Raw genomic sequence first — 18,144 nt, 5'->3', positions numbered from 1 at the left:
ATGCCATTCCTTCCGGCACAAATACGCTGTTATAAGAGACCTTCATGACTGGCCGTGGATTATAAGTAAAGCAGAGAATTCAGGATGTGCAGGCGCAGGACAGAAAGGATCGCGCCTCCCGGATAACACGGTTAGTTTAAGGTTGAGATATACGGGGAAACACCGGGTTTGGCGTCCCTCCGGGGACAGAATCCCGGAGGGCATCTCGCCTTATCAGATTGACTCGCTGTAATGCAAAAAGCGCAGTAAGGCGTTGGAGAGGTGTTTTTGACGATGATGGATGCGCCAAAGCGTGCGCACCAGGCTGGGCAGCGGTACGGAAACTTCGCTCAGCGTCCCTGCCTGCAACTGTTCTTCAATCACCCTACGTGAAAGACAACTGATCCCTAACCCGTGGCGCACGGCATGCTTGATTGCCTCGGAATTGCCCAACTCCATCGCCATCTGGAATCTCGGTAAATGTGACAACAGCAAGTAATCGACAATTTCGCGCGTACCCGAACCGCGCTCACGCAGGATCCAGGGCGCCGCCGCCAGTTGCGCCAGCGTCACCGGCCCCTGAGCCAACGGAGAGGTTGGCGCGGCAAACACCACCAGCTCATCCTCCAGCCACGGTTCAGAGATAATTTCCGTACTGTGGCAAGGCCCCTCAATGAGGCCAATGTCCACGCGAAAATCCAGTACCGCATTGATAACGTCCTGGCTATTGCCGACGCTCAGCTCCAGCGGCAAATCAGGATAATCCTGCCGATAGCGGGCAATCACCGCCGGTAAAATGTAGTTGCCTATGGTGCTGCTGGCGTACACACGGATGGCGCCATTGTCTTCGCGAAACAGTTGCTCGATTTCGACGGTCTGCTCGAGCAACGCCAACGCACGCGGGTATAACAGACGCCCGTGCTCGTTAACCACCAGCCGCTTTCCGACCCGGTCAAAGAGCTGAACGCCAAGCTGGCCTTCCAGATCGGTAAGCGCTGCGCTCACGGCAGACTGCGACAACGACAACATCACGGATGCCTGGGTTGTCGATCCGCTTTTCAGTACTTCGGTAAAGACTTCAAGTTGTCGCAGCGTGATGTGCATCGTTGTTTTCCACCCGGGCAGCGCCTGCTTACCACTTATAAAGATTAATTATAAATATATAATCAATTTTATTTTTAAACCAGTTCGCCATACACTTTTCTCCAACTAAAGGAGAAGGTTATGACAGAACTCACCTTACAGAATCATCGTCGTACAGTGTGGCATTTTCTTCCAGGGCTTGCCCTGAGCGCAGTAATCACTGGGGCTGCCCTGTGGGGGGGGTCCATTCCCGCCATCGGGGGCGCCGGTTTTAGCGCCCTTACGCTGGCCATTTTGCTGGGGATGGTGATCGGTAATACGGTCTACCCGAAGATCTGGAGGCAATGCGACGGCGGCGTACTGTTCGCCAAACAACATTTATTGCGTCTTGGGATCATTCTCTACGGCTTTCGCCTGACCTTTTCGCAGATTGCTGATGTCGGCGTCAGCGGCATTGTGATTGATGTTTTGACGCTCTCCAGCACCTTTATGCTGGCGTGTTTTCTGGGGCAGAAAGTCTTTGGATTGGATCGCCATACCAGTTGGCTGATTGGCGCCGGGAGCAGCATTTGCGGTGCCGCCGCTGTACTGGCGACCGAACCGGTCGTGAAAGCCGAAGCCAGTAAAGTCACCGTTGCCGTTGCAACTGTCGTTATCTTCGGCACGCTGGCAATCTTTCTCTATCCGGCGATGTATCCGCTGCTGGCGCACTGGTTCAGCCCCGAGACGTACGGTATCTATATTGGTTCCACCATGCATGAAGTTGCGCAGGTGGTTGCGGCAGGACATGCGATCAACCCGGATGCTGAAAACGCGGCAGTGATTGCGAAAATGCTGCGTGTGATGATGCTGGCACCCTTCCTGATTCTGCTGGCTGCCCGTGTGAAACAGTTGTCACCGGCCAGCGGTGCGGAAAAAAGTAAAATCACCATTCCGTGGTTTGCCGTGCTGTTCATTGTGGTTGCCATCTTTAACTCATTCCACCTGTTACCGCAGGCAGTAGTGAGTGCGCTGGTGACGCTTGACACCATTCTGCTGGCGATGGCGATGGCGGCACTGGGGCTGACCACCCACGTCAGCGCATTGAAGAAAGCAGGTGCGAAACCGTTACTGATGGCGCTGGTGCTTTTCATCTGGTTAATTGTCGGCGGTGGCATGATAAACGTCGTGATTCATAGCCTGATGGCATAAACCACTACATCCTTCCCCTGTTAACCCGCTATCATTGGGACATGCTTTTTCTCCCATGTGGGGTTAACAGGAGTCTTTCATGAAATATATTGGAGCGCACGTCAGCGCTGCTGGCGGTCTGGCAAATGCCGCGATTCGCGCCGCTGAAATCGAGGCAACGGCATTTGCGCTTTTCACAAAAAATCAGCGTCAATGGCGCGCTGCACCGCTCACGACTGAAACCATTGATGACTTTAAAGCCGCCTGCGAGAAATACCATTTTTCCTCTGCGCAAATCCTCCCGCACGACAGTTATCTGATCAACCTCGGTCACCCGGTCAGCGAAGCGCTGGAAAAATCACGTGATGCTTTTCTCGATGAAATGCAACGTTGCGAGTTGCTTGGACTCTCACTCCTGAACTTCCACCCTGGCAGCCACCTGATGCAGATCCCGGAAGAGGAGTGTCTGGCTCGCATTGCAGAATCCATCAACATTACCCTGTCGCAAACAGAGGGTGTCACCGCAGTCATTGAGAATACGGCAGGCCAGGGCAGCAATCTTGGCTTTAAGTTTGAACATCTTGCCGCCATCATCGATGGCGTGGAAGACAAGTCGCGCGTTGGTGTTTGTATTGATACCTGCCACGCGTTCGCCGCAGGCTACGATCTGCGCAGCGCCGCCGAGTGCGAAAAAACGTTTGCGGAGTTTGAACGCATTGTCGGGTTTAAATACCTGCGCGGAATGCATCTGAATGATGCCAAAAGCACCTTCGGCAGCCGCGTCGACCGCCACCACAGTTTAGGCGAAGGCAACATTGGCCACGATGCTTTCCGTTGGATCATGCAGGACAATCGTTTTGATGGTATTCCACTGGTTCTCGAGACCATCAATCCTGACATCTGGGCAGAAGAGATTGCCTGGCTGAAAGCACAACAGACTGAAAAGGCGGTGGCATAAGTCACACGTTGTGCGAAACAACGACGTTCGGTTATACGCATAAAGCGGGCGTAATGAAACTAACCGACCTCTGATCATGTAAAATACGCCAGGCATGTCCTGGCTGTTTTACTCAGGAAAGAACCTATGCTGCCAAATATATAAGCCTGAACAGGTGCTCCCCAAATGCTTAATTCACTGATTGCATACTGGTTGGGTGATATAACATCATCAGCCGTCGTAAAAATGATGACAGACTGCTGACGTCAAAAAATCACATCATTATTTCATCTCAATACTTCCATGTTACCCGCACCGTCTTTTTTCATTCGGCATCATAAAAATAACGCGCAATAAAGTTCTGAGAAACCATTGACCACCACACATTGGTGATTCTTTTTTTGCATACCCCCTTCGTTTCCAGTATTAGTATTGTACTCATCCCTCGTAATACCACACATTGTTCTAGCGTAATCCGGCCTGTTTTTCACCCATGAACACCAACAGAGCAGGCCATCACCGTATGACTATGCACTTTTTGCATCAAAGCAAACATACTTGCATTTCTCATTTCCCTCAGCAGCTGTTAATAAATTATCAAAAGATATTTATCGCCAACACAATGGGAATACAACACCCCGCAGAGGAAAGGAAAAATAAAAACCAGCGTTCAGGCAGTCCGGAAATTAATTAACGAAAAGAGGCATCAATCGTGAAAGGTTTAATTGGCGTACTCGGTGGCATGGGGCCAGCGGCCACTGTTGATTTTTTTAATAAATTTGTCAACTTCACAGCGGCACAATGTGATCAGGAACATATTCCATTAATTATTTCATCTATTCCTGATATTCCCGACCGAACAGATGCACTGATGCGTCACGGAAACTCTCCCCTCCCTGCCATGCGGGACTATTTACAAAAACTAGAAAATGCTGGCGCGGAATGTATCGTTATTCCCTGTAATACGGCCCACTATTGGCTGAAAGAATTAAAAGACGCTTGCCACATTGACATCTTAAGCATTGTGGAAGCCACAATGAGCGAAGTCAAAGACTCGGGGAAATCAAATATTGGGCTATTAGCGACCAATGCCACCCTTTACATGGGATTGTATCAAAAAGGAATTGAATCTTTGGGATTCAACTGCATTAGCCCCGACAATTCCAGCCAAAAAAAAGTAATGGAAAGCATATATTCATTAAAAGCTGGCGATCTAAAAAGCGCTCAAAAATTGATGAGTGAACAGGCAGAAACATTGTTTTTACGTGGTGCAGAAATCATTGTTCTTGGCTGTACAGAAGTCCCCATCATTCTGGCTCAGGCGGTTAAAGAGTTGCCTGATAAATATATAGATTCAACGGCATCGCTGGTTCGCGCTGGAATTAGATGGTACGAAAACAGAGTAGGAAAGCATCAGTTATTAACAGAATATCAATAGGTATAAATCGTGCATTAATAATTCCCATAAATAACCATTCACTCTTTTACGGATAATAACTATCCATCGGAGGCAATCATGATTTGGCTCGAAATTATAGTGGTGTTAGGCGCAATATTTTTTGGTATTCGCCTGGGTGGAATAGGTATCGGTTTGTGTGGTGGCCTCGGGCTCGCCATTCTCACTCTGGGGCTTGGCCTTCCCATCGGCTCTCCTCCGGTAGACGTTATTCTGATTATCATGACTGTTGTCGTCGCCGCATCTGCGCTACAGGCCGCAGGCGGGATGGATTATCTGGTTCGCGTTGCAGGGAATTTTATGCGACGTAATCCTAAATATATCAACATCATTGCACCGATAATTACCTGGTCTATGACCATCATGGCGGGCACAGGATTTATCGTTTTCTCGACGCTTCCCGTGATTGCTGAAGTGGCGAAGGAATCTGGCATCAGGCCTTCTCGCACACTCGCGGGTTCCGTTGTCGCATCGCAAATCGCCATTTCTGGTTCACCAATCAGTGCCGCGATGGCCGCGATGCTCACCATAATGGAAGGTAATAGCATCAGTTTTATTCAGGTGATGTCAGTATGCCTCCCCGCTTCTTTTGTTGCTGCAATGGTGGCTGCTTTCATCGCCTCACGTCAGGGATGTGAATTACAGGATGACGAAGTTTATCTGGAACGTCTTCAGAAAGGACTGGTGAGAAAGTATGAAAACAAAGCGAACACAACGCCTGGCGCCAAACTTTCTGTCGCGCTGTTCCTGTTTGCTACCGTTGCCATCGTCATTCTCGCCGCTTTCCCCCAGTTGCGCCCAGGATTTGATCTCGGCAAACCGATGGCCACGCGAGATATCATCATTATTTGCATGCTATCTGCCGCTTGCCTGATGGTCGTATTGTGCAAAGCATCGACCGATGCCATTGTAATGACATCAACATTTCGCTCTGGTATGAGTTCACTGGCGGTAATCCTTGGGATTGTGACGCTGGGGACGACATTGATAGACGCACATATAACTGAAATAAAAGAAATCGCTGGCGATATTTTGCAGGCATATCCGATGCTACTGGCACTGGTGTTATTCGGTACCTGCGCCCTTCTTTATTCCCAGGGAGCAACCACTCCGCTGATTATCCCGCTTGCTGTGGCGCTCGATGTCCCGACCTGGGCCATTCTGGCCTCCTATGTCGCCGTTACTGGGGTTTTCGTGCTTCCAACGTATCCCACCTCACTGGCAGCGATGGAGTTTGATACCACAGGGACAACACGTGTAGGGAAATATGTGTTAAATCATCCATTTATGTTACCCGGTTTGGGCGGCATTATTGCCGGTGTGGCCTTTGGCTTCGTTATTGCCCCAATGCTGGCCTAATCAGTCGCTTACGCACACAAAAAAGGGCAGAGAAATCTCTGCCCTTTTTCTGCGAGTTTTATGGAAAATCAGGCGGCTTTTTCGACAGCCTCTGTTTCCGGACGCTTCAGGAAAGCATATCCCAGCCCCGCCACCAGCGTACCGGCAACGATAGCCATCAGGTATCCCAGCACCGGCGTAATTGCGCCAGGAATCAGCAGAACAAACAGGCCGCCGTGGGGTGCCATCAGTTTCGCGCCTATTGCCATAGAGAAAGCGCCCGTCAATGCACCACCGACGATACAGCACGGCAGAACACGCATCGGATCCCGCGCAGCGAAGGGAATTGCCCCCTCAGTGATGAAGCACAACCCCAACACTAACGCGGCTTTCCCCCCTTCACGCTGCGCTATATCGAACTTACTGCGCGCAACCAGCGTCGCCAGTCCCAATGCCAGCGGTGGAACCATACCTGCCGCCATAATCGCCGCCATCGGCGCATAGGTTTGTGTACTGAGCAGGCCAACACCAAACGCATAGGCCGCTTTGTTGACCGGACCGCCCATGTCGGTACACATCATGCCACCCAAAATAGCGCCGAGCAGCACTGCGTTCGCTGTCCCCATCGTTTGTAGCCAGTGAGTCAGCCCTTCCAGAATACCGGCAACGGGTTTACCGATGAGGTAGATCATCGCCAGACCGACAACCAAACTGGAAATTAACGGAATGATCAGGATAGGTTTCAGCGCTTCCATGCTCTGCGGAAGTTTCAGCCTGGTGCTAATCAGTTTCGCAATATAACCCGCCAGGAAGCCGGCAATGATCCCACCAATAAAGCCGGAACCGGTACTCACGGCCAGCATACCGCCGATAAGACCTGGCGTCAGACCCGGACGATCCGCAATTGAGAAGGCGATGTACCCGGCCAGAACCGGCACCATCAGCGCGAAGGCCGAACCACCGCCAATCTGCATTAGCGCCGCGGCCAGCGTTCCTTGCTCTTTAAATGCCTCAATACCAAATGCGAAGGACAACGCAATACACAATCCCCCCGCAACAACCATTGGCAACATATAAGACACGCCAGTCAGCAGGTGACGATAGGCCCCCGCCCCCTCTTTTTTGCCTTCCGATCCTGCCGCCTGTGTGTTCCCTGCGGGCTGATACGGCACGGCCTCAACGACCGCTTTATCCAGTTCTTGCGCTGTTTTTTTCAACGCCAGCCCCGTCGACGTACGGTACATCGGTTTTCCCGCAAACTTCGCCAGGTCAACTTCAATATCCGCTGCCACAATCACCAGATCCGCCTGCGCCACCTCTTCCGGGGTGATAGCGTTTCCGGCGCCGACAGAACCACGAGTTTCAACCTTAACCCACCACCCGCGTTTTTTCGCTTCAGTTTCAATAGCTTCCGCCGCCATAAACGTATGAGCGACGCCCGTCGGACACGCCGTTACCGCCACAACCCGTTTCGGTCCGCTGGCGACAAGCGCAGGAGCCGCCGTTACCGGCGCGCTGTAGGGTTTGGCATGACCTTTCGCTTCGCTCAGAAACAGTTCCGGATGCGAGACAGCGCGTGCGATATCACCCAGCCAGACTTTTTTACCGTTTAGCGAACTGTCATTTGGAACGGTTTCTCCTAAGATGATGGCCAGTTCGGCGTCATTCGGATTGTCGATAATTTCCAGTTTTGCTTTACGTGCCGCTGCTCCGAGCAGGGTTTTCGCCATATAAGCGCGAGCCTGGCCAAGATTAGCGTCAATAATCAGCAGCGTTTTCATTCTGCTTCTCCTGCTGTCAATTAAACGGTTGTAAATCGACCCTCGCCATCATTGCGGCCAACTGAGGACGATCGGTGATGCCCACATTGCTTTGACTTACGGCCAGGGCAGCAACCGCTGTCGCCAGACGCAACGTATGTTCACTGGACTCGCGCATCAGCAGGCCATAAATCAGACCGCCAACCATCGAATCCCCCGCGCCAACGGTACTCACCACCTCAACAGACGGCGGTTTGGCGATCCACTCACCTGACGCATTTACCCACAACGCACCTTCCGCCCCCAACGAAATCACCACATGGGCGATCCCTTGTTCGCGCAGAGCGTGTGCTGCATCGATAACATCTTTCATCTCTGGCAGCTTACGGCCAGCCCAGATCTCCAGCTCACGACGGTTGGGTTTTACCAACCAGGGAGCCGCTTTCAGCCCGGCGACTAAGGCTTCACGACTACTATCAAAGATAATGCATGGACACTGACTACGCAGGCGCTTCATCCAGTCAGTGAATGCTTCAGGGCTAACACCTGATGGCAGGCTGCCGCTGACGCAGACCATGTCAAACTGACCCAACCAACTTAGCGAATCGTTAACGAAACGTTCCCAGTCCGTTGGCGTCACTTCAAAACCGGAGAAGTTGAAGTCGGTCACTTCACCGTCTTTCTCGGTCAGTTTGACGTTAATGCGGGTACGGCCCTGCACGACCTGAAAACGGTTGGCAATGCCCAGTTCGCTGAACAATTGCTGAAAGCCATCCTGGTTATCTTTGCCCAGGAAACCGCCGACCGTGACATCGATACCTAAATCTTTCAACACTTTGGCGACATTGATGCCTTTGCCTGCCGCATGCAGGCCAGTGGTCTTCACGAGGTTAACTTCACTCCGTTCAATTTCCGGGCAAAAACCCACCAGGTCATAAGCCGGATTCAGGGTGATGGTAGCAACACGTCTGCTCATTATGCGCCCTCCCCAAGACCCGCCGCGATGGCATCGCCAATCGCTTTCAGCGCCTGTTCAGCATCTGCCCCCTGAGCGGTGAAACGCAGGCGGTGGCCTTTTTTCACGCCTAACGCAACCACTTTCATCAAACTGCGTCCATTCGCCGGTTTTCCGGTTCCATCAAGATTTGTCACTGTAATTTCACTATTAAATTGTTTAATGGTATTGACTAACAGGGTTCCAGGACGGGCATGTAAGCCATGCTCATTGCGCACGACAAACTCAGCGCTCTGTACATCATCAGTCAATGTTTCATCGCTGGTCAGCAGTGCCAGCACAGTTGCGGCATCTGCTTTCAGCAATCGGTCAGCTTTGTTGTCCAACAGCAGATCGCCAAGACGCTTAAGGATTGCGACAGGCTGATCGTCATTCATCGCGACAGTCACCAACATGGCGGCCGATTCGCCTTGCACCGCAAATTCGCGGATTGCACGGCTGACGGCGATAGCGCTACGCACATTGCCGGTCGCGCTGTCATTCAGCCAGATCCCCTGGCCCAGATTCATGGGGTGCTCGTTAATCGCGTTGGCGACAAATTCCGCATCCACCGCTCCGGCTTCTTTCAGACGCGCCGCATTAAGTGCCTGTAGCGTCAACAGATCGCGAGCCTCGACGTCCAGCATCAGGGTTTCGTTATCAAGCTTTAGCTGTTCACTCTGCTTTTCTCCCATCAGCAATGCGCGAAGCTCATCAGCCGTCGTGGCTGATTTCAGCTGTTCAGCTACAGAATCATCACTGAGAACATGCGTCAGTTGACGCAGCAGCCCAAGATGTTCATCGGAGCTGGCGGCAATACCTATCGCCACATAAGCAACCTGTCCCTCTCCCCAGGTCACGCCATCTGGAAACTGAAACACCTGAACGCCAGTTTTCAATACCTGATCGCGTGTGTCCGTGGTGCCGTGCGGAATGGCGATCCCATTGCCGAGGAAGGTGGATGTCTGTTGCTCACGCGCCAGCATGCCGGCAACGTAACCCTCCGCCACATTGCCCGCCTGCCCTAATGCCGCAGCAACCTGACGAATGGCCTCTTCTTTGTTTCCGGCCTGCTTGCCCGGATGAATATCCTGAACAGATAACTGGAACATGGTTCTCCTCTCCTGCTGAATTGAAACGATTCAGCCACTATGAGAAAAAAGACGCTGATCTGGTTTATCATTACGAACAAGACAGCGCTGAAACGTTTCAATAAGTCTTACTCTTTCTGCGTCAGTACGCAAGTAAAGCGACACTTTTGATGAAAAAATTTAGATACAAACCACATTTTTTTAGTCTTGCCATACGTTTTGCTGACGCAAAATCCGCAGAGACGCCCCCTATTTCAGCAACGTCAGCATCGGGGATAAAAAGAGTGAAATGACATTTTGATTTTTCGTGGCGATTTTGATTTAGGTATCTGTTTATTTTTTAACGAGCAGCGTAAACTCCGCGTCTCATCACATTATTGATCTAAAAACATGCATAACACCCCCGTTGCCGCCACGCCGAAAACGTTTGATCTGACGTCGTGGGCGTTTCTGCTCGTCGCTTTTCTCACCGGTATCGCCGGAGCGTTACAGACACCAACGCTGAGCCTCTTTCTCACTGACGAAGTTCATGCCCGTCCGGCAATGGTCGGTTTCTTTTTTACCGGAAGTGCGGTGATCGGCATTCTGGTCAGTCAGTTTCTGGCGGGGCGTTCGGATAAGAAAGGCGATCGCAAAAGTTTGATCGTTTTTTGCTGCGCACTGGGGATGCTGGCCTGCGTGTTGTTCGCCTGGAACCGTAACTACTTTATTCTGCTGTTTGTCGGCGTTTTCCTCAGCAGTTTTGGTTCAACGGCCAACCCGCAAATGTTCGCTCTCGCCCGCGAACATGCCGACAGGACTGGCCGCGAAGCCGTGATGTTCAGCTCCATATTACGCGCACAGGTTTCGCTGGCGTGGGTGATCGGTCCGCCGCTGGCCTATGCGCTGGCGATGGGATTCAGCTTCACTGTCATGTACCTGAGCGCGGCGGTGGCGTTTGTCGTCTGCGGCGTAATGGTATGGCTGTTTTTACCGTCCATGCGCAAAGAGACGCCTCTGGCGACCGGCACCCTGCAAGCCCCCCGGCGCAATCGTCGCGATACATTGCTGCTTTTTATTATCTGCACACTCATGTGGGGCACCAACAGCCTCTATATCATTAATATGCCGCTGTTTATCATCAATGAATTACATCTGCCTGAGAAGCTGGCAGGTATCATGATGGGCACGGCTGCAGGGTTAGAAATCCCGACGATGCTGATTGCTGGGTATTTTGCGAAACGGCTGGGCAAACGTCTCCTGATGCGTATTGCTATCGTTGCGGGGTTCTGCTTTTACGCAGGAATGTTGCTGGCACACTCCCCTGCGGTGTTGCTGGGCTTACAATTGCTGAACGCCATTTATATCGGGATATTGGGTGGGATCGGCATGCTCTATTTTCAGGATTTAATGCCGGGTCAGGCAGGGTCAGCCACAACGCTCTACACCAATACGATTCGTGTTGGCTGGATTATTGCCGGTTCTCTGGCTGGCATTGCAACAGAGATCTGGAGTTTTCATTCCGTCTTTTGGTTCGCCCTGGTGATGATCGTCGTCACAATGGGTTGTCTGATGCGGATTAAAGATGTTTAAGGCGCCGTAAGCGCTTCCAGCGCGATCAGAAACGTCATCGCCTGTTGCGCAGATTGCCCACACATTTCTGTACTGGGTTGTAATCCCGCGCAGACTTTTGGCCGCAGCGGAGAAGCAAAAATCTTACAGCGCAGACGGTCGTCAAGCTGGATACAAGGGGTGTTCGCTGGCTTGCCGTCAGGCATACCAGGGATGGGACTGGAAATTGAAGGGGCCGTGCAACATGCCCCACAATCCGGACGGCATTCCATACTGTTTTCTCTTTTATTAACCACCGGATCGAAGGCAGCGAACAGTATCACCTTTTTTGCACCAGCAAAAGTGAGAATTCTGCTTGCCTGAATGACCGGCCGCGAGTAGTTTGACGCGATATTTTTGACATTCTTCACTACAGGATTTTTTCGATGCCAAGAGCGAACGAAATTAAAAAAGGTATGGTACTGAATTACAATGGCAAGCTGCTGATTGTAAAAGATATTGATATTCAGTCACCTTCCGCCCGCGGTGCTGCAACACTGTACAAGATGCGTTTTTCTGATGTGCGGACTGGCTTGAAAGTCGAAGAACGTTTCAAGGGCGACGACATTGTGGATACCGTGACCCTGAGCCGTCGCGGCGTTGATTTCTCCTACGTCGATGGCAACGAATACGTGTTCATGGACAAAGAAGACTATACCCCATATACCTTCACCAAAGATCAGATTGAAGAAGAACTGCTGTTCATCCCGGAAGGCGGCATGCCTGATATGCAGGTTCTGATTTGGGATGGACAACTGCTGGCGCTTGAACTGCCGCAGACGGTTGATCTGGAAATTGTTGAAACAGCACCTGGCATCAAAGGCGCTTCCGCAAGTGCTCGCAACAAGCCTGCGACGCTGAGTACCGGTCTGGTGATTCAGGTTCCTGAATACCTGAGCGCCGGAGAAAAAATCCGCATCCATATTGAAGAACGCCGCTATATGGGTCGTGCTGACTGAGCCAGCGGCACTCTAAATGTAAAAAAGGACGGCGCATCAGCCCCGTCCTTTTTTATTGTTGATTTACAGCAGATCGCGGAACTGCGTTTGTTTCAACGCCAGTTCGACCCCGCGAACCTCAGCCAGCCCTTTCAGGCGACCAATCGCGGAATAACCCGGATTGGTTTTCTTGTGCAGATCGTCAAGCATCTGATGACCATGATCCGGGCGCATCGGAATGGGACGCAGATCGCCTGCTTTCTTACGACGCTGTTCTTCCGTCAGGATCGCCGTGACCACGGCCACCATATCGACATCACCCTGCAGGTGTGCGCCTTCATGGAAGGTTTTTGGATTATCTTCACGGCACGTGGAACGCAGGTGGGTAAAATGAATACGATCGCCGAAGGTTTCAATCATTTTCACCAGATCGTTGTCAGCACGCACACCGTAAGAGCCAGTACACATCGTAAAGCCGTTGTGAATGCTGTCGACGGTCTCTTTCAACCACTGCATGTCTTCAATGGTAGAGACGATACGCGGCAACCCCAGGATCGGGCGCGGCGGATCGTCCGGATGCACCGCCAGACGGACTCCCGCCTCTTCCGCGACCGGTACGATTGCGCGCAGAAATACCGCCATATTGTCACGCAGATCGTCTTTACTGATGCCATCATATTCCGTCAGGCGTGCGCGGAACTGGTCCAGCGTGTAACCCTCTTCAGCGCCCGGTAAACCGGCGATAATATTACGCGTCAGCTTCTCAATATCGGCTGCGGTCATGGCATTGAAGTACACCAGCGCCTGGCGCTGCTCTTCTTCTGTGTAATCGGCCTGCGCGCCTTCACGTTTCAGAATGTGCAGTTCAAACGCCGCAAAAGCAATCTGGTCGAAGCGCAGCGCTTTAGAGCCGTCCGGCAATGCATACTCAAGATCGGTACGCGTCCAGTCGAGGATCGGCATGAAGTTGTAGCATACGGTATCAATCCCGCATGTCGCCAGGTTACGGATACTCTGCTGATAGTTTGCAATCCACGTCTGGTACTGCCCGGAGCGGGTTTTGATGTCTTCGTGCACCGGAATACTTTCCACCACAGACCATGTCAACCCTTTCTCCGCCAGAATCGCCTGACGTTTTTGAATTTCTTCGACTGGCCACACTTCACCATTCGGAATGTGGTGCAATGCGGTCACAACGCCCGTTGCGCCAGCCTGACGCACATCATCAAGAGATACCGGATCGTTAGGTCCGTACCAACGCCAGGTTTGTTCCATTGCTTCACCTCACAAGTTGTTATACCAAATTAAATTACCCGAATGACGACTACCATACATGTCTCTCACTAATGATCAATACAACACCCATGTTTGATTGATCCAGCTCACATTCCACGGACAAATACGGCATACCAATTTAATTTGTTGTCATATAACTTTACACTGGTGTTGTTAATTTATGGTTAATCAGGTGTGTGCTTAATGAATACTATTGCTTCCGTTCAACTTCCGGAAAATGTGCTGTTGCCACAATACGATCGCCGACAGTTGCAAACACGGATCGTCCATTTTGGCTTTGGCGCTTTTCACCGAGCCCATCAGGCGTTACTGACGGACAGGGTGCTGAATTCACACGGCGGTGACTGGGGTATTTGTGAGATCAGCCTGTTTAGCGGCGAACAATTGATGAGCGACCTACGCGCGCAAGATCATCTCTATACCGTGCTGGAGAAAGGCGCGCACGGCAACCAGGCCATTATTATCGGTGCCGTTAATGAGTGTTTGAACGCAAAGCTGGATTCACTCGCCGCGATTATCGAAAAATTTTGTGAACCGCAGGTGGCGATCGTTTCTCTGACAATCACTGAAAAAGGGTATTGCATTGATCCGGCGACCGGTTCACTTGACGAAACAAACCCCCGTATCCTCCACGATATACAAAACCCATCAGAACCTCACTCTGCACCGGGTATTCTCGTTGAAGCCCTGCATCGCAGACGTGAACGTGGTTTGAAGCCTTTTACCGTGCTTTCGTGCGATAACATCCCGGACAACGGCCATGTCGTGAAAAACGCCGTGCTGGGAATGGCGGCAAAACGTTCAGCAGAATTGGCGAAATGGATTGCGGAACAGGTCAGTTTTCCTGGCACGATGGTGGACAGAATTGTTCCTGCCGCCACAGCAGAATCTCTGGCCGAAATTACCGGCGAACTGGGCGTGTCAGACCCCTGCGCGATCAGTTGTGAACCCTTCATTCAGTGGGTAATCGAAGATAACTTTGTCGCCGGTCGCCCGCAGTGGGAAGCCGCTGGCGTGCAGATGGTGACGGATGTGTTGCCGTGGGAACAAATGAAATTACGTATGCTAAATGGCAGCCACTCGTTTCTGGCCTATCTCGGGTATCTGGCGGGGTTCCGGCATATCAGCGACTGCATGGAGGACAGCGCATTTCGCGAGGCAGCATACCGTTTGATGATAGAGGAACAGGCACCGACATTGCGCATCACCGAGGTTGATCTTGCTCAGTACGCCAACAGCCTGCTCGAGCGCTTTGCTAATCCGGCGCTGAAACACAAAACCTGGCAGATTGCGATGGACGGTAGCCAAAAGTTACCGCAGCGTATGCTGGACGGTATTCGCGTACATTTGGCGCGTCAAAGTGACTGGCCGTTACTGGCGCTGGGCATCGCTGGCTGGATGCGTTACGTCAGCGGGGTGGATGATGCAGGAGCGCCAATTGATGTTCGCGACCCACTAAGCGAAAAAATCCGCGCCCTTGTTGAAAACAGTTGCGAGACGCGAAGAGTGTCCGCGTTGCTTTCATTACACGACATTTTCGCGACCGACCTCGTGGAAAACCGGCAATTTGTACAAGCGATTGAACACGCCTGGCAACGTATTGCGCAACAAGGGGCGCATCAGGCCATCATCGACACGTTAAAAAATTAACAATTTCTGCCATTAACGCGGGTGATGAGTTTCTTCATCCGCTCCCCCCCTTCTCTTTTCCTCTTTTTTTCGCCAGGATGACGGGAAACCGTTAGGGTATCGAATCATTCTGGAGCAGATGTGACCAAAACCAACCTCATTACCGGTTTTCTCGGTAGCGGAAAAACCACTTCCATTCTTCATCTATTAGCGAATAAAGACCCGGCGGAAAAATGGGCTGTGCTGGTCAATGAGTTTGGCGAAGTCGGCATTGATGGCGCCCTGCTCGCTGACAGCGGTGCGCTGCTAAAAGAGATCCCTGGTGGTTGCATGTGTTGCGTTAACGGCCTACCCATGCAGGTCGGGTTGAATACCCTTCTACGTCAGGGGAAACCCGATCGATTACTGATTGAACCCACAGGGCTTGGACATCCCAAACAGATTCTGGATCTGCTCACTGCCCCCGTTTACGAACCGTGGATCGATCTTCGCGCCACGCTTTGCGTACTTGATCCGCGTCTTTTACTGGATGAAAAAAGCGTGGCCAACGAGAACTTCCGCGATCAGTTGGCGGCCGCTGATATCATTGTGGCGAACAAGTCCGATCGCGCCACACCCGAGAGTCAGGCTGCGCTGCACGCCTGGTGGCAGCAATATGGCGGCCATCGTCAGCTGATCCATACCGAACAGGGGAAAATAGAAGGCCACTGGCTGGACTTGCCCCGCCTAAACCTGGCAGAACTGCCCTCCAGTGCCGCGCACGCCCACCAGCACGCAGACAAAAAAGGGCTTGCGGCGCTGAGTTTACCGGCGCAACAGCGCTGGCGTCGTAGCCTGAACAGTGGTCAGGGTTACCAGGCCTGCGGCTGGATTTTCGATGCAGAAACCGTGTTCGACACCATCGGCCTGCTGGAATGGGCGCGCCTGGCACCGGTTGCGCGAGTCAAAGGAGTGCTGCGTATAAAAGAAGGATTAGTGCGTATTAACCGCCAGGGGGATGACCTGCATATTGAGACACAAAATGTCGCGCCGCCAGACAGTCGCATCGAACTGATCACTAACTCGGATACCGACTGGAATGCACTACAGACGGCATTGTTGAAGCTTCGTTTAGCTGAAAACGCGTAAGGTTTCCTCCGATTTTTTGAACGGCGAAACGATGATGAAAACCCGGTATCCCCTCATATTTCTGCTGAATCTCCTGGGACTGACGTTGTTTTTGTCATGGTATCTGCCTGCTAATCACGGCATCTGGTCCTTCCTCGACGTCGAGGTCTTTCGTTTTTTCAATCACAAGCTGGGTGAAAACCGCGCATTCCTGTGGGCGGTCGCCATTACCAATAATCGGGCGTTTGACGGTTGTTCGCTGCTGGCAATGGGTTGTCTGATGTTGAGCTTTTGGCTTAAAGAGACGCCCACAGGCCGTCGACATATTGTCATTATGGGCCTGGTAATGCTGTTGACCGCCGTCGTGCTAAATCAACTGGGCCAGGCGCTGATTCCGGTTACACGCGCGAGTCCGACGCTCACGCTTGATAATATCTCTCGCGTAAGCGAACTGCTGCATATTCCCACCAAGGATGCCTCCAGAGACAGTTTTCCCGGCGATCACGGAATGATGCTGCTTATTTTTTCAGCATTCATGATGCGATATTTCGGAAAAATCGCCGGCATTACCGCCCTTATTATATTTGTGGTTTTTGCGTTTCCCCGCGTGATGATTGGTGCCCACTGGCTGACGGATATCGTCGTGGGTTCGCTAACGGTGGTACTGATTGGATTACCCTGGTGGTTAATGACACCATTAAGCGATCGTGTTATTTACTTATTTGATCACCACCTTCCCGGCGAAAACAAACAACTTTTAAACAAATAACTCACAGCAATTAACATTATCATCAGGGATTGTTCTTATCTCCTGATGGCAAATCTGGATAATTCATCACTGAAACTATCACACAACGGGTCATCACATTCCCGTTATAAATTAATAAATTGCCTATTTTTCATCCCGTGTGTACTTAATTTGTACAATGCTGTTTTTTCAATTTCCGTATCACTTTTTCTTATAAAAAATCACGTAAAATCGCTCGCAATAGCAGGAGCGATCGGGTAATCTCGAACACGTTTTGCCTCGCCTGGTCATTATTTTCGTTATGAATTAAATTGTGCGTTCCGCCACAGTTTTGACCTTAAGGAATTGTTTCATCATGCGTAGGTAATTAGTCTCGTCACGTTTGGCATTTTTTATAACGATATTTATCGTTAAGGACTTCAAGGGAAAACAAACAAAATGGTCAGATCTCAACCGATTTTGAGATATATCTTGCGGGGAATTCCCGCGATAGCAGTGGCAATTCTGCTCTCTGCATGTACGACAACGAACACCGCGAAGAATATGCATTCTGAGACGCATGCTGTGGGTAATGGAGAAAACTCTTCACTGCAAGCCTCTCAGGATGAATTTGAAAATATGGTTCGTAACCTCGATGTGAAATCGCGGATTATGGATCAGTATGCTGACTGGAAAGGTGTGCGTTACCGCCTTGGCGGCAGCACCAAAAAAGGTATTGATTGTTCCAGCTTTGTACAACGTACATTCCGCGAACAATTTGGCTTAGAGCTTCCACGCTCAACCTACGAGCAACAGGAAACGGGCAAATCCGTTTCGCGCAGCAATCTGCGTACCGGTGATCTGGTGTTGTTCCGCGCAGGTTCAACAGGTCGTCATGTCGGTATTTACATCGGCAACAACCAGTTTGTTCATGCTTCAACCAGCAGTGGCGTGATTATCTCCAGTATGAACGAGCCTTACTGGAAGAAACGCTACAACGAAGCGCGACGGGTTTTGAGCCGCAGTTAACCGTTCGTTTGAAAGCTATC

The 18,144-nt window shown here is 51.3% G+C and carries 16 protein-coding genes; 10 read left to right on the top strand and 6 right to left on the bottom strand.

Annotated features, from left to right (window positions below; genetic code table 11):
• Positions 1 to 213: 213 nt before the first annotated feature.
• Positions 214 to 1,083, bottom strand: a complete 870-nt coding sequence (gene yieE / locus CJP72_RS02010; protein WP_162379234.1) for a DNA-binding transcriptional regulator YeiE — start codon at positions 1,081 to 1,083, stop codon at positions 214 to 216.
• A 120-nt stretch (positions 1,084 to 1,203) separates the two neighbouring features.
• On the opposite strand from yieE, the gene CJP72_RS02005 reads away from it, so the two are divergent.
• The 4 genes from CJP72_RS02005 to CJP72_RS01990 all read left to right on the top strand — a co-directional run bounded on the left by CJP72_RS02005 (position 1,204) and on the right by CJP72_RS01990 (position 5,984).
• Positions 1,204 to 2,253: a YeiH family protein gene (locus tag CJP72_RS02005; RefSeq protein ID WP_162379233.1), complete on the top strand. Its 1,050-nt coding sequence runs from the start codon at positions 1,204 to 1,206 to the stop codon at positions 2,251 to 2,253.
• A gap of 79 nt (positions 2,254 to 2,332) precedes the next feature.
• Positions 2,333 to 3,190, top strand: coding sequence for a deoxyribonuclease IV (nfo, locus tag CJP72_RS02000; RefSeq protein ID WP_162379232.1), 858 nt, complete (start codon positions 2,333 to 2,335; stop codon positions 3,188 to 3,190).
• Between the two features lie 691 nt (positions 3,191 to 3,881).
• On the top strand, positions 3,882 to 4,607 hold the full coding sequence (locus CJP72_RS01995; RefSeq protein ID WP_162379231.1) for an amino acid racemase: 726 nt from the start codon (positions 3,882 to 3,884) through the stop codon (positions 4,605 to 4,607).
• Positions 4,608 to 4,685: 78 nt separating this feature from the next.
• The gene (locus tag CJP72_RS01990; protein ID WP_162379230.1) at positions 4,686 to 5,984 is read left to right on the top strand and encodes an anaerobic C4-dicarboxylate transporter; all 1,299 of its coding nucleotides are present in this window, start codon (positions 4,686 to 4,688) and stop codon (positions 5,982 to 5,984) included.
• 68 nt (positions 5,985 to 6,052) lie between these two features.
• On the opposite strand, the gene fruA is transcribed toward CJP72_RS01990, so the two are convergent.
• From fruA to fruB, 3 genes are read right to left on the bottom strand one after another with little or no spacing between them, the layout of a single operon-like run.
• Positions 6,053 to 7,744, bottom strand: coding sequence for a PTS fructose transporter subunit IIBC (gene fruA, locus CJP72_RS01985; RefSeq protein ID WP_162379229.1), 1,692 nt, complete (start codon positions 7,742 to 7,744; stop codon positions 6,053 to 6,055).
• Between the two features lie 16 nt (positions 7,745 to 7,760).
• Positions 7,761 to 8,699: a 1-phosphofructokinase gene (gene fruK, locus CJP72_RS01980; protein WP_162379228.1), complete on the bottom strand. Its 939-nt coding sequence runs from the start codon at positions 8,697 to 8,699 to the stop codon at positions 7,761 to 7,763.
• Positions 8,699 to 9,829: a fused PTS fructose transporter subunit IIA/HPr protein gene (gene fruB, locus CJP72_RS01975; protein ID WP_162379227.1), complete on the bottom strand. Its 1,131-nt coding sequence runs from the start codon at positions 9,827 to 9,829 to the stop codon at positions 8,699 to 8,701. Before fruB ends, fruK begins: the two co-directional genes overlap by 1 nt.
• 369 nt (positions 9,830 to 10,198) lie before the next feature.
• Here fruB and setB point away from each other — a divergent pair, with 369 nt between their 5' ends.
• Positions 10,199 to 11,380, top strand: a complete 1,182-nt coding sequence (setB, locus tag CJP72_RS01970) for a sugar efflux transporter SetB (protein ID WP_162379226.1) — start codon at positions 10,199 to 10,201, stop codon at positions 11,378 to 11,380.
• Here setB and CJP72_RS01965 read toward each other — a convergent pair.
• Positions 11,377 to 11,631 carry a YkgJ family cysteine cluster protein gene (locus tag CJP72_RS01965; protein ID WP_162379288.1) on the bottom strand — a complete coding sequence of 85 codons (255 nt, stop codon included), beginning with the start codon at positions 11,629 to 11,631 and terminating at the stop codon, positions 11,377 to 11,379. The two genes, setB and CJP72_RS01965, sit on opposite strands and share 4 nt — an antisense overlap.
• Before the next feature lie 153 nt (positions 11,632 to 11,784).
• On the opposite strand from CJP72_RS01965, the gene yeiP reads away from it, so the two are divergent.
• A complete protein-coding gene (gene yeiP, locus CJP72_RS01960; RefSeq protein WP_135321276.1) occupies positions 11,785 to 12,357 on the top strand; it encodes an elongation factor P-like protein YeiP in 573 nt (190 codons plus the stop codon).
• 63 nt (positions 12,358 to 12,420) lie between these two features.
• Here yeiP and uxuA read toward each other — a convergent pair whose 3' ends face one another.
• The gene (uxuA, locus tag CJP72_RS01955; RefSeq protein ID WP_162379225.1) at positions 12,421 to 13,611 is read right to left on the bottom strand and encodes a mannonate dehydratase; all 1,191 of its coding nucleotides are present in this window, start codon (positions 13,609 to 13,611) and stop codon (positions 12,421 to 12,423) included.
• Between the two features lie 204 nt (positions 13,612 to 13,815).
• On the opposite strand from uxuA, the gene CJP72_RS01950 reads away from it, so the two are divergent.
• The 4 genes from CJP72_RS01950 (at position 13,816) to mepS (ending at position 18,124) form a co-directional block, all read left to right on the top strand.
• Entirely contained in the window at positions 13,816 to 15,282 is a 1,467-nt protein-coding gene (locus tag CJP72_RS01950; protein ID WP_162379224.1) for a mannitol dehydrogenase family protein, read from the top strand.
• Positions 15,283 to 15,402: 120 nt separating this feature from the next.
• Positions 15,403 to 16,389: a GTP-binding protein gene (locus CJP72_RS01945; protein WP_162379223.1), complete on the top strand. Its 987-nt coding sequence runs from the start codon at positions 15,403 to 15,405 to the stop codon at positions 16,387 to 16,389.
• Positions 16,390 to 16,423: 34 nt separating this feature from the next.
• Positions 16,424 to 17,137 (top strand): phosphatase PAP2 family protein, encoded by a 714-nt coding sequence (locus CJP72_RS01940; protein ID WP_162379287.1) that lies wholly within the window; start codon positions 16,424 to 16,426, stop codon positions 17,135 to 17,137.
• A 417-nt stretch (positions 17,138 to 17,554) separates the two neighbouring features.
• Positions 17,555 to 18,124 carry a bifunctional murein DD-endopeptidase/murein LD-carboxypeptidase gene (gene mepS, locus CJP72_RS01935; protein ID WP_162379222.1) on the top strand — a complete coding sequence of 190 codons (570 nt, stop codon included), beginning with the start codon at positions 17,555 to 17,557 and terminating at the stop codon, positions 18,122 to 18,124.
• Positions 18,125 to 18,144 lie beyond the last annotated feature (20 nt).

Origin of the sequence: Citrobacter sp. NCU1 (assembly GCF_010231475.1) — a bacterium.
Classification (GTDB): domain Bacteria; phylum Pseudomonadota; class Gammaproteobacteria; order Enterobacterales; family Enterobacteriaceae; genus Citrobacter_D.
This window is presented reverse-complemented; position numbering and strand designations above follow the sequence as displayed.

What these genes read in the sequence shown, in the direction of transcription:
- yieE (WP_162379234.1), bottom strand. Translation starts at nt 1,083, where the DNA reads ATGCACATCACGCTGCGACAACTTGAAGTCTTTACCGAAGTACTGAAA.
- CJP72_RS02005 (WP_162379233.1), top strand. Translation starts at nt 1,204, where the DNA reads ATGACAGAACTCACCTTACAGAATCATCGTCGTACAGTGTGGCATTTT.
- nfo (WP_162379232.1), top strand. Translation starts at nt 2,333, where the DNA reads ATGAAATATATTGGAGCGCACGTCAGCGCTGCTGGCGGTCTGGCAAAT.
- CJP72_RS01990 (WP_162379230.1), top strand. Translation starts at nt 4,686, where the DNA reads ATGATTTGGCTCGAAATTATAGTGGTGTTAGGCGCAATATTTTTTGGT.
- fruA (WP_162379229.1), bottom strand. Translation starts at nt 7,744, where the DNA reads ATGAAAACGCTGCTGATTATTGACGCTAATCTTGGCCAGGCTCGCGCT.
- fruK (WP_162379228.1), bottom strand. Translation starts at nt 8,699, where the DNA reads ATGAGCAGACGTGTTGCTACCATCACCCTGAATCCGGCTTATGACCTG.
- fruB (WP_162379227.1), bottom strand. Translation starts at nt 9,829, where the DNA reads ATGTTCCAGTTATCTGTTCAGGATATTCATCCGGGCAAGCAGGCCGGA.
- setB (WP_162379226.1), top strand. Translation starts at nt 10,199, where the DNA reads ATGCATAACACCCCCGTTGCCGCCACGCCGAAAACGTTTGATCTGACG.
- CJP72_RS01965 (WP_162379288.1), bottom strand. Translation starts at nt 11,631, where the DNA reads ATGGAATGCCGTCCGGATTGTGGGGCATGTTGCACGGCCCCTTCAATT.
- yeiP (WP_135321276.1), top strand. Translation starts at nt 11,785, where the DNA reads ATGCCAAGAGCGAACGAAATTAAAAAAGGTATGGTACTGAATTACAAT.
- uxuA (WP_162379225.1), bottom strand. Translation starts at nt 13,611, where the DNA reads ATGGAACAAACCTGGCGTTGGTACGGACCTAACGATCCGGTATCTCTT.
- CJP72_RS01950 (WP_162379224.1), top strand. Translation starts at nt 13,816, where the DNA reads ATGAATACTATTGCTTCCGTTCAACTTCCGGAAAATGTGCTGTTGCCA.
- CJP72_RS01940 (WP_162379287.1), top strand. Translation starts at nt 16,424, where the DNA reads ATGAAAACCCGGTATCCCCTCATATTTCTGCTGAATCTCCTGGGACTG.
- mepS (WP_162379222.1), top strand. Translation starts at nt 17,555, where the DNA reads ATGGTCAGATCTCAACCGATTTTGAGATATATCTTGCGGGGAATTCCC.